This is a genomic window from Pedobacter sp. AC402, from assembly GCF_979252805.1.
This window is the reverse complement of sequence record NZ_CEEDAI010000009.1, coordinates 205,073-219,994: the sequence shown is the minus strand read 5'-3', so window position 1 is coordinate 219,994 and position 14,922 is coordinate 205,073. Positions and strand designations below refer to the sequence as shown.

Sequence of the window (14,922 nt, the reverse complement as noted above, 5' to 3'; positions counted from 1 at the left end):
ATAAAAAAATCGTAATGGATATCAAAATATTTTTAAAACTCATTAAGCGCTATAAATGGGTACTCATTTTATCTCCGCTGATTGTGGGGATAGTTGCGTACTTTTTAGTTAAGCGAATTCCGAAACAGTATTATTCCGAAACACAGATATCTACCGGATTACTAGATCCATCTAAAAAAGCAATAAGCAGTCAGTCTGTAGATTTTTTTGCAATTAATCAGCAATTTTCTAACATTATTGAAAAATTTGGCATGAAAAGGATGTTAAGCATCCTTAGCTATAACCTGATGATTCATGATTTGAGCGATGCCAAACATGCTTTTAGAGATCACTCAAAGTATTTAAAATCGATCGATGCAGCTTCGAGGGCTAAAATTCTCAGCTTGTTAAAAGTAAAACTTGCTACAAAATCGCTGCTTACTTTGCAGGATAATGATAGAGCATATGCAATTTATGACCTGGCTGAAAATATGGGCTATGGAGAAGATGCATTAAGAAACAAGCTTGAAATTGCTCATGCAGGCAACAGTGATCTTATTACAGTTGGCTTTACCTCTGAAGATCCCAATCTTTCGGCATTTGTAGTAAACAGCTTGAGCCAGGAATGTATCAATATCTACAGCTCTGATGTTTCTACCAACCAGAACAATGCAGCAGCCGTTTTGGATTCATTACTTAAGGTAAAAGAACTGGATATGAACAATAAGAATTCTTCTTTATCATCATTCAAAAAAACAAAAGGGGTATTAAACCTAAATGAGCAATCGGCAACGGTTTACAATGAAATATCCAAATACGAAAGTCAGCGTGCAGAAATGCTTCGTACCATTGCATCCAATCAGGCCGCAATACGTACAATAATAAGCAAATTAAGAGGTGGAGATGCTTTTGTAAACGGAAGCAGTTCTAGCGATAATAAAGCTATAGTAAATTTAAAAAGGCAGTTGGAATTGGCAAATAATGCCTACATAGATGGCGGATTTAAAGTTTCGGGTCAAAGAAAGATCGATTCTTTAAACAGGTTACTTGCAGCCAGAAGCAATATGAATTCGGATGACGACGTTTTGGATCCGCGTACTTCGAAACAGGCACTGGTACAGCAGAAACTCGATTTGGAAATTAAGCTTCAACAAGCTAAAAGCAGTATGCAAACGGTTGATCATGAGCTATCTACCTTAAGAGGAAGATACGCCAGTATGGTGCCTTATGATGCTGATATTCAGAACTATCAACGCGATGCTGATTTAGCCACAAAAGAATATATGGCTGCGCTCGATCAATCTAATCAAAGTAAAACGAGCAAAAGTTTAGGGATGCACCTTAAAATTGAACAGGCAGGTTTGCCTGGTAAAGCATTGCGCTCTAAAAAGGTGTTATATGTAATAGGATCAGGCTTTGTTGGTTTTGGTTTATGCTTTGGTGTTTTGCTGCTCGTACTTGTATTTGATCAGAAAATAAAAGATGTAGATAGGCTTAAACTTGCAACCGGATCTGAAGTGATCGGGAGTTTCAGTAAAATTACCACGGGCGAGCGCAATCCAAGTTTTATCTGGAATGATAACAGTGGCGTTACGCATGATAATTATAAAAATGAAATCAGATCACTGAGGTTTGAGTTGCTGAAAAAAATGGATCAGAACAAAGAACAGGTGCTCGGCATTTCAAGTTTGTTGCCTAAGGAAGGAAAAACTCAGCTAGCCTATAACCTGGCGTATTCTTTTGCAATGGTAGGCAGAAAAACCTTACTTATTGCTGAAGAACTTCCACTTGAAAATACTGAGCAAAAAAAGATAGAATCGAGCCAAAGTTTCCAGAATTTTATCGTTAAACGTAAACTGCAAACAGAAGATCTGATTACGGTAATGACAAAAAATGCTGTTAAAAAGTCGCTTTTAGAAACGCAAAGTCTTAAAAACCTGCGCAGTGCTTTTGAGGAGCTTAGAAAAGAGTTCGATAATATTGTGATCGATATCAGTAGCCTTCAAGATCTTAATCTAACAAAAGAATGGCTGCTGTTTGTAGATATGAGTGTAATGGTTTTCAGATCTGGCAACACCATTTCTGATGATCAACGGAAACATATTGAATACATTAAACAGCAGCAAGGTTTTGCCGGTTGGGTTTTTTATGATCATCCGATAAACTAATCTATAATATTTAATGCAAAGAAGCATATTTATAGTTCTTCTGGTTTATTGTTTCACTTTTGGAATACTTTCCCATGAAATAACAGGGCTGCCTTTTGGAGTTTTTGTTGAGGGTTTTCTGGTGCTCACCATTATTGCAACCCTTGTTTGTAAGCCGGGCTTTGATGCCAAAAGTAGCAATAACGATCTTTTCTATTCGCTGCTGATATGGTTTGTGTTGAGTTTACTTGAAGCATTTAACCCTGAAGGAAGCTTATTGGGTTGGCTTGCAGAATTACGCAGTATAGCACTTTATCCTTTTATAATGACCTGGCTAGGACTTGTTATTTTTAAAGAACGAAAAGACCTGAATCTTTTTTTAATCATTATTATTTCGCTTTCGGTACTGGCAACTTTAAATGGCATTAAGCAACTATTTATCGGTTTATCGCCAGGAGAAAATGCGTTTTTACAAGCAAATGCTGGTACTCACCTGCTTTGGGGAAGGTTACGGGTTTTTTCATTTTATACCGATGCAGGTCAGTTTGGGGCGTCGCAGGCTCATATAGGCTTAATCGCATTGATTTTATCTTTTGGTAAAATGAAATTATGGAAACGCCTGGCACTATTGGCCAGCTCGGCTTTTTGTATTTATGGCATGCTTATTTCGGGTACTCGCGGAGCACTTTTTGCGCTGTTGGTGGGTGGTGTAATGGCAATTGTACTGAGTAAAAACCTAAAAGCAATATTTCTTGGTTTCGCTACAGTAGTTTCATTGTTATGTATTTTAATGTTTACACACCTTGGTGATAATAATTATCAGATATACAGATTACGCACGGCACTAAATCCCGAAGATGCCTCTCTAAATGTTAGGCTGATCAATCAAAATAATTTAAAAAGTTATATGGAAAGCCGCCCTTTTGGTGGTGGACTAGGCAGTTTGGGCTATAACGGCATGTTATATAATGGTGGTACGTATCTTTCTACCTTCCCGCCAGATAGCTTATTTGTGAAAATATGGGCCATGTATGGGGTTGTAGGTCTTACGGTATGGTTCTCCATTATGATGTTTATTTTGGGGAAATGCTGTGGTATCACCTGGTCAATCCGTGATAAAGATTTACGGATCAAGCTCGTTGCACTAACCTCAGGCTTTGGCGGCGTACTGTTTTGCAGTTACGGAAACGAAGTGCTTAATACCATGCCCACTGCCATTGTGATCTACCTTTCGTGGGCTTTCATATATAATGCCCGCCAAATGGATAAACCGATTGACGAACCAAAAGAATTAAACAATTTAGCTGCTTAATATGCCATTCGAATTTTTTGTTGTACCAGGATTGATATGCTTTACCTATGCTTTTTATAAAGCATTGGGAAATGCTAAAAAAACACATACCCGCCATGATCAATAACTTCCTTAATCTTTTTTGGCTGCTTATCCAGGTTTTGATAGGCTACAACCTGGTACTTCCATTGTTAATGGTTGTACTCTCCGTTTTTGTGCGTAGCCGAATGAAAAAAACTTTGGTAAAGCAAACACCCGATTATGCAATTATTGTAACTGCTTACGAACAAACAGATTATTTGCAACAGGTTGTGAAATCTTTGCTTGATTTGAATTATAGTAATTACATGATTTATATCGTTGCAGATAATTGTTCGGCAGCTGTATTAACATTTAATTCAGACCGTGTTTTGGTTTTAAGGCCTCCACATACGCTTGCCAGTAACGTTAAATCTCATGATTATGCGATTAAAAACTTTACCAGAGCCCATGATATCATTACCATTATAGATAGTGATAATTTGGTGCATCCTGAATATATCAATGAACTGAACAACTATTTCGACCAGGGATTTGAAGCCGTACAAGGGCTTAGGGCAGCTAAAAACTTAAACAGCACTTACGCTTGCCTGGATGCGGCCAGAGATTTATATTATCACTTTTACGATGGGGAGTTGCTTTTTAAGCTTGGCTCATCTGCAACCCTGGCAGGCTCGGGGATGGCATTTAAAGCTGATTTATACCGCGAGGCTATCGCAAAACTTGATTTTCATGGTGCTGGATTTGATAAGGTGGTTCAGGCGGGCATTCTACTTTCGGGTAAAAGAATAGCTTTTGCCAAAAATGCAATTGTATACGATGAAAAAACCGTCAATTCTGCTCAACTTGTTAATCAACGCGCCAGGTGGATCAATACCTGGTTCCGTTTCTGCGGTTATGGCATAAGTATAATAGGCAAAGGAATAAAGAGAATGAATTTAAACCAGATGCTTTTTGGTATTATTCTGCTTAGGCCACCTTTGTTTATTTTTCTTATTCTATCGGTTTTTTTCCTCATGATCAATTTGTTAACAGGAAGTGTAGCCGCGGTTTACTGGATTGTTGCAATTTTTTGCTTCTTAATCAGCTTTTTAATTGCTTTGTTGAGGCAGCCAACTGATGCCCGCATTTACAAATCGCTGGCAGGTATTCCAAAATTTATTTATTATCAGGTAGTTTCCCTTATCTATGCCAGAACTGCAAATAAGCGATCAGTAGCAACTAAACACATCATTCAACCCTAAATACAGCAATTTGGAAAACTTAGATATTATCATCGTAGGGCAGCAGGGCTGGGATACCAAAATAGGGAGTAATTGCAAAGATATTGCTGTACAATTTTCTGCCGCTAACCGTGTTTTATATGTTAACCCATCGCTTGATCGGATTACAAAATGGCGTAACGGAAAAGATAAGGAGGTTATTGAAAAGCTTGATGTTATTGCTGGCAAAAAAAACGGCCTCGAAAAAATTAATGACAATTTATATGTTTTAAATTGTGATTGCCTGTTAGAATCCATCAACTTTTTACCTCCAGGGCAAATTTACAACTACCTCAACAGGCTTAATAATAAAAGGCTGTTTAAGGCCATAAAAAAAGTAACCGATAGTTTATCCTTTAAAAACGATGTGCTGTTTAATGATAGCGACATGTTTAGAAGTTTCTTTCTAAAAACGCTTCTAAAGCCAAAATTGAGCATTTATTACTCACGCGACAATATGCTCGCTACAGATTATTATAAAAAACACGGGGTCTATATGGAACCCAAAATAATTGCCCAAAGTGATTTATGTTTCGCAAATTCTGCCTATTTAGCGAGTTATTGCCAAAAATATAACCCCAATTCGTACAATGTAGGGCAAGGATGTGATTTTACAGCTTTCGATGAATTTGTTCCGGGTAAGGAAGAAAAAAAATTGGCGCATATTGCATACCCAAGAATTGGCTATGTTGGCGTTTTAACTGCTGCCCGGTTAGATATTTCGCTTATTGCAAATATAGCAAATGCTAAACCTGACTGGAATATTGTATTGGTTGGGCCTGAAGATACCAGCTTTCAGCAAAGTACTTTACACCAGTTACCTAATGTTCATTTTTTAGGTGCCCGGCCAGTAACTGAACTGCCTGGTTTTATTGATGAATTTGATATCTGTATTAATCCTCAGCTGATTAATGCACTTACTATTGGCAATTATCCAAGAAAAATTGATGAATATCTTGCATTTGGAAAACCTACAATAGCCACTAAAACGGATGCGATGGAGCCATTCCGCGATCATGTGCTTTTGGCAAATGATGCTAAAGGTTATTGTAATGGTATAGAAAAACTTTTAAATGAAAAAGATCCGGTTTTGATAGATGAGCGGAAAGCTTTTGCCCGGTCGCATACCTGGAAAAACTCAGTTGGGATGATGTATGGATATATCAATAAAGTTAATCCTGTTGGCACATGAGAGTTGCAAATATAATAATGGCATATAAAAAACCCAATGCAATTGGGTTTGATGATTGAAGACATGGCGCATCCTGAATTTGATTTTTATATCCACCTGGATAAGAAAATTGCCATAGCCAACTTTCAGTATTTGCAGCATGGTAAATATTCTCATTTTGTACGGCATCTAACCACTAAATCAAATTTCAGTACAAGCTAATACGTTTTATAAAATATACCTGAGCAGCAGATTTTTGTAAGTATCAGTAATTCTGAAAAATTTTTTGCACTCAAGTTTGATATCGATATCGATGCGGAAATGCTCTCGCAGATTGATGAAAAAATCTGTACAAATGTTCAATAAAAAAATAAAAACAGCCTTTACGGAATATGGCGTTTTAGATCAAATATTCGATCAATCATGATGAAACATAGATTTTTAGTGTTGGATATGTTCAGGGGATTATTTGCATCCCTTGTTGTACTCTATCACATGAGCGCTTTTTCTGCTACCCCAATATTAAACAACAGCTTTGTAATGAATGCTGATATGTTTGTAGATTTTTTCTTTGTACTTAGTGGATTTGTTATTTGCTATTCCTATCAGCAGATTGATGATGTTGAAGAATTAAAATTATTTTTAACCAAAAGAATCAGGAGATTATATCCTCTGCATTTATTAATGATGTTAATTTTCCTCGCGATAGAAGGAATTAAACTCGGTTTGGTTAACCACATCAAAATCAACAACTTTCTTGATAACTCAGCAATCACATTTTTTTCTTCCTTATTTCTCATCAACTCAATCAAACTCCCTCATGTACACGATGTGAGTTGGAATATTGTAAGCTGGTCTATAAGTGCCGAGGTAATCAGTTATTTATTATTTGCTATCAGTTGCTATTTTATAAGTGTACGGAAGATAAAAATCTCAAAACCAATAGTTTATTTGTTAATAGCCATTTTAGCTGCAGTTTTACTGTATGCCATTACAGGCTCATTTAAGCTAGATTATACCTATGATTATGGTTTTTTAAGAGGATTAATAGGGTTTTTCGCCGGTGCGTGTTGTTTATATTGCTTTCAATACCTGCATCAGAAATATGCTCAACTCGGGCAATCGCTATTTAGCGTGCTGGAAGTTGGGGTACTGATTTTAATTGGCGTTGTAATTGTTTGTGGCCAGGTACTAAAACATTACGGTTTCATTTACGAAATTGTCTTTTTTATATCGATAATGATATTTGCATTCGAAAAAGGACTGGTTTCAAAATCCATCATCAAAATCGATCTACTCAAAAAAATTGGTAAGTATTCCTACTCCATTTACATGGTACATACGCTGTTTATCAGTGTGTTCAATGTGATTTTTATTAGGCTCTTTAAATTGCCTGAAGAAGCGTATGCCTACTTGTTTATCCCAAATTGTATTGTGATTTATTATACTGCAAGGTTTACCTATAAACACATCGAAATGAGATTTCAGTATAAATCGAAGAAAAAGGTTATTGTAGATTAATTACTTTAACCTTTTCATGGTAAGTATATCGAGGTTGTATTTTACCTGGCGGTAACTATCGCGCACTACCTTAATCAATATATTATGGCTGTGTTTCCAATTTGCTCTTTGCATAGTGCTTGGCTCGTTAACTGAATTGCGTTGTAAAAGCAAATTTGCAAAATCTTTATAAAACAAGCCTTTTCCTTTGTTCTGGATAAATGAAATACACATTTTATATTCCGTCAAATCGCCTTTTATGCCTTCTGGATACCTGCCGAACTTGTCGAAAAAATTGGATCTTCTTAAGTGGGGGTGGTCTGAATAAAAGTAAATTTTAGAATAATCAAGGGCCATTGCTGGCATAAACATTTCATCGAAATCATCATCAAAAGGTTTACGATAAGGATAGGCAGAATAGGCGTAAAATCTTACAATATCCATTTCCGCATCGTTGGCCATAGCAGCCAGTGCTGAGCTTAGCTTTTCGTTAAAAAGAGCACTAGGCTCAAAATCTTCCTGCAGATATAAGGTATAGGGCTTTAAAACTGCATCCTGACCTTTGTTCAGGTTATTGCCCAAGCCACGGTTTTTTTCCGTTCCAATTAATCTGAAATCATAAAGCTTACTAAGTTCTGCTAACCGGTTGCGGATGATCTGGCTGCTGCCATCATCAGATACCACAATTTCGCCAAAATTACAGCCAATTTCTTTTAATTTGCCTAAAAGGTTTTCCAAGGAATCCGGCCTGTTATAATGGGTGATCAGTAATGATATTTCTGGAAAATTAAATGTTTTCATAATGGGATTATTCATTTTTACTTGTCTTCGTATCATGCGCAGGGTGCGCACGCAATAGGCTGGTAAGGTTGCTAAATTGTATTTTAATCCTCGAAAGCAGCGCAGCCGCAAAATCACCATCTCGTTGCAAAGTACGTGGGGCTGTCCATGCTTCGGCACGGTCGGTACGTACCGGCACAATTTTTCCGAATTTCATCAAGTCAAAGCATAATCTGCCATCTTCACCCCTAATATTGTGCATTACGTATCCAGCTTCTAAACCAAATGCTTTAACATAACCCATGCTAATGCCAAAGGCATTTAAATAAGGCCGTTTTACCTGCCTGAGTTCTGCAGCTAAATCTTTCATTTTTTCAAGAAGAAAAAGTTTCCAACGCGAAAAACCTGGTTCGGGTAAAAACGAATAACGGCCGTATACGCAAGCAGTACCAGGTATGGTAAGTTTCTCCATCATATCGTTAACCCAGTTGGCAGGATAAACACAATCTGCATCTGCAAGCAAAATGTATTCGCCGTTTGCACGTTCCATTCCCATTTGCCTTGCCGGGCCGCAACCCTGAATTTCCTGAAAATAGCTGGTAATATTAAGGTTGTCAAGGGTTTGCTGTGTTCTGTCAGTAGAGTTGTTGTTAACCACAATAATCTCCAGTGGATAAGCTGTAACCATATTGGCCAGGCTTGAAATGTTACGGAGTATATTGAGTTCTTCGTTCCAGGCTGCGATTAAAATTGTTACTGCAGGCTTAGGACTTTGCAGTTTACTTAGTTTAGTGTTAATTCCCTGATAAAAAGATGGAGGCACGTCGTTAACGCTTTTAAAAGCAAATTCGTATTGGTTTACCCATTTGGGTACTGAAAATAACGTTTTCATGGGTTAACAGTTTTTTTAATTTGAAATTGTAGTGGAAGTTTTGAATCCATTGGATATAAATTTTTTAATCTCTCTAAAACTTAGGATATAACTGTGAAAAATAGAGAAGTTCTGGTAGCCCTTATTGATGTAATAATAAGAGATAATAATGCCTATTAAGGTAGGGAAGAAGGTGCCGGCAACAAGTCCGTATATGTTTCCAAAAAGGTATATTCCGCCAAAATCTGATATTACATTAACGATAACCATTACAATTACCTTGTATAAATTGATTTGAGGCCTGTGTATTGCATCAAGGGTAACGCTCATAAAGCGGTCGGCAGGGTATAGCAAAGCAATTGTTGCGCTAATTCTAAAAATGTTTACTGCAATTTCACCTGCTTGGGTGCCATCATACTTTCCACCACCTATAATGGCAAGGGCATAACCGGCAAATATATAGGTGCCCAGTAAAAAAGGGATAAGGCCAATGGTGATAATGCCGATATATTTGCTCATGGTTGATATGAGTTTTGCCTTATTATTCTGATTAAAAGCGCTTGATAAGGCTGGCATAGCGGTTGCAACGAAACTTCTCAACGGAATTTCCACCACTTCCATTAGCCTTCGGCCCAGATTATAAACAGCCAGTGCCGATGGACCCAACATAAAATTGATCACAAAGGTATCGGTAACCCCAAACAAGCTTGAGCTTATTGAAGTGCCAACGGTATATTTTCCGAAATCGAAAATCTCTTTTGTACAGGCTTTAGTGCGTTTGCCAAGAAAACCTATACCAGACCAGCCTAAAATGATGCATAATGTACTGGTTATTGCTACTGCAATAATATTGATATACATTAGGTTATATAGGTTGTTCTGTTTTGTTAATATTAAGAAACCAAGGCAAACGATAAGGAAAGTAACCTGAAAAACCCTGATATACATTAAACGACCAAAACGCAGATCGCCCTGTGCAATGCACATTGTTACGATCATAGGAAGAGATGCCAGTATATTGATGGAATAAAATTTCGCAAAATAGATCAGGCTTTCATCTTTGATCAGATAAGCAATAAAAATAAGGGGAATGTTGAGCAGTAGGAGAATAATTGTTGTTGCGGTGGCAATAAACCAGGTAGATCCGATAACTTCCTGACCTCTCGAAGGTGAAGTACCTGCATAAAACTTTACAAATGCCGTAGATAGGAAACCCTGCCTGAAGGTATCAAGAAAAGATAACATGGATTGAAAGAAAAACCAGATACCGATTTCTTTGATGCTTAACGACCGATACAAAATGGCTGTAAAAAGGAAGGTGAGCAGTGACATTCCCCCCGTACCCATTAAAGACAGGAAGTGTATATTTTTTAATTTAGAAATTAATTTCATTCAATGAGAAAGTATTTATCTTGCTTATTTAGCAGCCTACATTATATTGGTGCTATATCTTAATGTTGTTCAAAAATACTCATCCCGGGGTGCTATATAAATAGCCCTTAAATACTAATAGAAGCATCGTTTTAAGGTGTTAATTTTGAATGTTTCCAGCAAAAATCAGTTAATGCATTTTAGTGGCCTAGCCAGGAATTTTTTAATATTAACACACAATAATATCAATGCCGGCCCTGTGGTCGGGATCTTTTAATATGGGTATAAGAAAGTATATCTTTCAAGATAGGGTAGCCAATCTGGCCAACCCCACAAAGGGTAAATATATCGTGGTACTTTTTAGGATCGCGCAGCTTATCGTTAAACGTAAACTTACCAAGATTCTCTTTTTTTGGTATCTCTTGTTTTACAGGGTTTTTATCGAATGGTTTATGTGTGTAGAACTTAACTGGAAAACATCAGTTGGGAGTGGCTTCCAGCTTTGGCATGGCAGTGGTGTGGTTATTCACCCCGATACAGTGATCGGTGAAAATTGTTCAGTACGGCAGTGCACAACAATCGGGGTAAAACAGGATTTCAGTGCATCAGGCATCATTAAAGCACCAGTAATTGGTGATGGTGTAGACATTGGCTGCAATACTGTGATTATTGGTGATATCGTTATCGGAAAGGGAGTTACTATTGGCGCGGGTTCGGTAGTGGTAAAATCCATTCCGGCAGGTGCTGTGGCCGCCGGAAATCCAGCAAGGATCCTCCGAAGTAGTTAATTGCCTTAAAGCCAGACTAAGGTTATTCTCTATCTTATTGTAAATTTTTCAGAGATTATCGCCGCATCAATCTGTAGCCGTAGTTTGCTGATTTCTTATGGCTCAGGTAAATGTAAAACCGGGTTTATATTTACCTGAAGAAAAAACATAGTATATTAAGTTTCCGACAGTGTTATGGATATTTTGAATCAGGAAAGAATTCTCTTTGGTAGTAAATTGCCTGAAAGCTAAAATGAGCTTTTCTCCGTTAAACGATAGCTTTTTTCAGACATTACTCACCGCATCAATTTGATGCAGTATTTTGCCCATTTCATTATATTCTGGTAATGAAAAAACTGGGTATATATCTTTATTTATAGGAGTAACCATTATAAATATCTATCCTACAGCTGTTGCTGGGAAGGAATCCAGCAAGGATTTTCCGTAATAGTTAATTACCTGAAAGCCAGAACGAGCTTTTTCTCTATTTTGTTATAGATCTTTTTCAGATTACTCATCGCATCACTTCTAGTGCCGTAGTTTGCCCATTTCGTTTGGTTCAGGTAATGAAAAAACTGGGTTTTATATTGTTCCTGACCGGAGTAACCCTTATATATCGGTTTCATGCCTGTGAAGTGGATGAGATAGGGACTAGCAGTGTGGTTTTTTGCAAACCAGTTCCATAAAGGGTCAAGTTCAAACCAGTCTTCATTAAAAATAACGTTAAGTGTGTACTGTTCTGCGAAATTAAGATATTCGGCGTTTTCTGCAGCACAAGCAAAAGCCCTTGCAGTAATGTTACGCTCACGCCAGCGCTGCGGTTTGAGCAACATCATGCCCGCATTAAGGTATTTACTGTTTGGATTAAGACCAAGTTCTTTATAATTATTAATTCCTCCCCATGGAGAACTCACTACTCCCGAAAGATCTGGTACCGCACCCAAGTCATATTCGCCTATATCGGTATGCCATAATTTGGAAATGTCATCCAGCACAATCATGTCAACATCCAGGTAAATTGCTTTCGTAGCTTCCTGTGGAATAAAATAAGGAATACACAGACGCATATAAACATTGGCGGGAAAAGATGACTTATCTCTTGGCAATTTAAACTGCTTTGGTAAAGCTTCTTCTATTGGAATCCAATTTAAGGTAAGCTTATCTGTCGACAGGCTGGCAATTACTTTCAACCTGTTTTTCTCACTAATGTGATCCGATACAATATACAGGTTAATTGCTTCTCCTGAATGGTGATTTTCTTCTAAGGACCTTAGCATAGCAGCCATCAAAACAACAAATTGGTTGTCGCAAATGGTTACAATGGTTATACTTTCAGATTGTTGCATCATGGGTGGTGAATATTCTTAAGTGGTTATCGTAAAGATTGTTGAATGGTTTGACGCTGAGAAACTAACTTTCTACCTATACTATTGTAATAATAGCCCAGATCGATCATTTTTTCAAGATTGAATAAGTTCCTGCCATCAAAAATTACCCTTTCGTTCATTAAAACACTCATCTGATCGAAATCCGGATTGCGAAATACCGACCATTCTGTAGCAATTAAAAGCGCATCTGCTCCCTTAATCGCCTGGTATTGGTTTGTGGCATAAGAAATTTTATCTCCAAAAAAGGCTTTGGTATTTTCGCTTCCCTCAGGATCAAAAACTGTTATGGTAGCACCTTTAGAAAGTAATGCTTTTATAATGTATAGTGATGGTGCTTCTCTAATGTCATCGGTTTCCGGTTTAAAAGCCAGTCCCCATAAAGCAAAGTGTTTTCCGTTCACATCATCACCATAGTATTTAAGTACTTTATCAACAAGTACTGTTTTTTGACTGTCGTTAACCTCGATTACCGATTTTAATATTTTAAAATCATATGCATAATCATCCGAAGCCTTTACCAATGCCTGCACATCTTTCGGAAAGCATGAACCTCCGTAACCAATGCCAGGAAAAAGAAAGCGTTTTCCTATTCTTTCGTCGGCACCAATTCCTCTTCTAACTGAATCCACATCTGCTCCAACCAATTCGCACAGGTTGGCAATTTCGTTCATGAAAGTAATTTTTGTGGCCAAAAATGAATTGGCTGCATATTTAGTAAGTTCTGAAGATTTTTCATCCATAAACAGGATAGGATTCCCTTGGCGCACGTATGGTGAATATAAATCGCTCATTATTTTTGTTGCCTTTTCGCTGGTCGTTCCCAATACTACACGGTCTGGCTTCATAAAATCCTCTACGGCAACCCCTTCCCGTAAAAACTCGGGGTTAGAAACTACATCCACTTCAACCGTACTGTATTGCTCAAAAATTGCTTTAACCTTATCTGCAGTACCTACAGGAACAGTAGATTTGTTTACAATAACCTTATAATCAGTAATTAACGCAGCAATATCTTTGGCGGCACCTAAAATAAAAGAAAGATCGGCTGCCCCATCTCCACCCGGAGGCGTTGGTAAAGCCATGAAAATAATTTGTGCCTCTTTAATGGCAGATGCAAGATCGGTTGTAAAGATTAGTCGGTTTTGGCTGATGTTGCGGTGGAAAAGTAATTCCAGCCCTGGTTCATATATCGGTAATATACCGCTTTGCATCTTTTCGATTTTATCGGTATTGATATCCACGCAGGTTACGTGATTACCCGTTTCTGCCAAACAAGTGCCTGTTACCAAGCCAACATAACCAGTGCCAATTACTGCTATTTTCATATTTCTTTTTAAGGGCTATAATTTTTTTTCTGATCTGATTTTTGATCAATGCGAAGGTAAACTTTGCCTAATTTTAAGCCAATAGCCCTTTAATACCATTATAATCAATGGGTTTTAGTTTGGCAATTGTATTGGTTACAGCATTATGATTTTGATGTATGCTAAAACAGCTTATGATGATGTTTTAACTAAACCTTTCAATTTGCAGATCATGCCTGCAGCTAGGGCAAAGCCGTAATTTACAATAGCCCCGGTTTGGCTTTTTTGCTTTTTGATGTTATACATATCTGTACGCCATGCACTATAATTTGTGGCGTTCATCTGATCAAAAATAAGGGAGATATTTTGTCCAGGAGCTACAGTTGTGTGCCATACCCCATTTGGTACAAAAATGGTTTCTCCGGGTTGGAGTGTAACTTCTACCGATCTGGCATTTTTATAGAGGGGGTACTTTTGCAGATCCGGATCTAAGATATTTACAGGGGAAAGAAAATTGGAATATCCTTTTTTGCCTGCGTATAAAAACTCATCCTGCTCACCAGGAAAAAGAATAAATTTTTTCTCGCCATAAAGCTGTGTAATCCAGGCGTTGGTATGATAAAAATCTTTGTGCAGCGAATATTGGTTGCCCTGGCCACCAAAAAAAAGGTTAATGTTTTTACCAAATCTGCCATAAGGAAAAATCTTCGAATCGAACCAGTTTGGCGTAGCATAATTCATATGGATTGGATTAATATGCTCCATAAAGCCTGGTATATCGTAAGGAAGTTCAAAAGTAATTGGGTAAGGTGCAGGGTTTTTTGGGGTGCTTTTTAGGGTGAGTTCCAAAATTTCGTTGATGGTATACATTTTTCCCTCAAATTCTTTTTTGTAATTACCGAAATGTGCACTAAAAAAATCAGGTCCGAAGGTATGCTGACCCCAAACTTTTGAAGCATTTTTAAAAACAACAGGATTTCTTTTATTTACATGTTCTGCTATAAATTCTGTATAGGAGATGTGATCTACTTTATTTACGGTTTGCATTGATT

13 protein-coding genes are annotated in these 14,922 nt (G+C 37.5%); 7 read left to right on the top strand and 6 right to left on the bottom strand.

What is annotated here, in order from left to right; all coding sequences use genetic code 11:
* Positions 1 to 14: 14 nt before the first annotated feature.
* From AC0IWE_RS11300 to AC0IWE_RS11275, 6 genes are all read left to right on the top strand, one after another.
* Positions 15 to 2,147, top strand: coding sequence for an exopolysaccharide transport family protein (locus AC0IWE_RS11300; protein ID WP_471793143.1), 2,133 nt, complete (start codon positions 15 to 17; stop codon positions 2,145 to 2,147).
* 13 nt (positions 2,148 to 2,160) lie between these two features.
* Complete coding sequence (locus tag AC0IWE_RS11295) at positions 2,161 to 3,438, top strand: O-antigen ligase family protein (protein ID WP_471793142.1); 1,278 nt, start codon at positions 2,161 to 2,163, stop codon at positions 3,436 to 3,438.
* 71 nt (positions 3,439 to 3,509) lie between these two features.
* Positions 3,510 to 4,700, top strand: a complete 1,191-nt coding sequence (locus AC0IWE_RS11290) for a glycosyltransferase (protein ID WP_471793141.1) — start codon at positions 3,510 to 3,512, stop codon at positions 4,698 to 4,700.
* A gap of 10 nt (positions 4,701 to 4,710) precedes the next feature.
* Positions 4,711 to 5,910: a glycosyltransferase gene (locus AC0IWE_RS11285; RefSeq protein ID WP_471793140.1), complete on the top strand. Its 1,200-nt coding sequence runs from the start codon at positions 4,711 to 4,713 to the stop codon at positions 5,908 to 5,910.
* A gap of 36 nt (positions 5,911 to 5,946) precedes the next feature.
* On the top strand, positions 5,947 to 6,111 hold the full coding sequence (locus tag AC0IWE_RS11280; protein WP_471793139.1) for a hypothetical protein: 165 nt from the start codon (positions 5,947 to 5,949) through the stop codon (positions 6,109 to 6,111).
* A gap of 201 nt (positions 6,112 to 6,312) precedes the next feature.
* On the top strand, positions 6,313 to 7,410 hold the full coding sequence (locus AC0IWE_RS11275; protein ID WP_471793138.1) for an acyltransferase family protein: 1,098 nt from the start codon (positions 6,313 to 6,315) through the stop codon (positions 7,408 to 7,410).
* Here the strand turns inward: AC0IWE_RS11275 and AC0IWE_RS11270 are convergent, their stop codons facing one another.
* The 3 genes from AC0IWE_RS11270 to AC0IWE_RS11260 are packed head-to-tail and all read right to left on the bottom strand — an operon-like array spanning position 7,411 to position 10,432.
* A complete protein-coding gene (locus AC0IWE_RS11270; protein WP_471793137.1) occupies positions 7,411 to 8,190 on the bottom strand; it encodes a glycosyltransferase in 780 nt (259 codons plus the stop codon).
* Positions 8,191 to 8,197: 7 nt separating this feature from the next.
* Positions 8,198 to 9,061: a glycosyltransferase family 2 protein gene (locus AC0IWE_RS11265; RefSeq protein ID WP_471793136.1), complete on the bottom strand. Its 864-nt coding sequence runs from the start codon at positions 9,059 to 9,061 to the stop codon at positions 8,198 to 8,200.
* A gap of 15 nt (positions 9,062 to 9,076) precedes the next feature.
* Positions 9,077 to 10,432 (bottom strand): lipopolysaccharide biosynthesis protein, encoded by a 1,356-nt coding sequence (locus AC0IWE_RS11260; protein WP_471793135.1) that lies wholly within the window; start codon positions 10,430 to 10,432, stop codon positions 9,077 to 9,079.
* 227 nt (positions 10,433 to 10,659) lie between these two features.
* Between AC0IWE_RS11260 and AC0IWE_RS11255 the strand changes: the two genes are divergently transcribed.
* A complete protein-coding gene (locus tag AC0IWE_RS11255) occupies positions 10,660 to 11,199 on the top strand; it encodes a serine acetyltransferase (RefSeq protein WP_471793134.1) in 540 nt (179 codons plus the stop codon).
* A gap of 434 nt (positions 11,200 to 11,633) precedes the next feature.
* Here AC0IWE_RS11255 and AC0IWE_RS11250 read toward each other — a convergent pair whose 3' ends face one another.
* The 3 genes from AC0IWE_RS11250 to AC0IWE_RS11240 all read right to left on the bottom strand — a co-directional run bounded on the left by AC0IWE_RS11250 (position 11,634) and on the right by AC0IWE_RS11240 (position 14,917).
* Positions 11,634 to 12,527, bottom strand: a complete 894-nt coding sequence (locus AC0IWE_RS11250; RefSeq protein ID WP_463493504.1) for a glycosyltransferase family 8 protein — start codon at positions 12,525 to 12,527, stop codon at positions 11,634 to 11,636.
* A 23-nt stretch (positions 12,528 to 12,550) separates the two neighbouring features.
* Positions 12,551 to 13,891 carry a UDP-glucose dehydrogenase family protein gene (locus tag AC0IWE_RS11245; RefSeq protein WP_471793133.1) on the bottom strand — a complete coding sequence of 447 codons (1,341 nt, stop codon included), beginning with the start codon at positions 13,889 to 13,891 and terminating at the stop codon, positions 12,551 to 12,553.
* 171 nt (positions 13,892 to 14,062) lie between these two features.
* On the bottom strand, positions 14,063 to 14,917 hold the full coding sequence (locus tag AC0IWE_RS11240) for a cupin-like domain-containing protein (protein WP_471793132.1): 855 nt from the start codon (positions 14,915 to 14,917) through the stop codon (positions 14,063 to 14,065).
* Between the last annotated feature and the right edge of the window lie 5 nt (positions 14,918 to 14,922).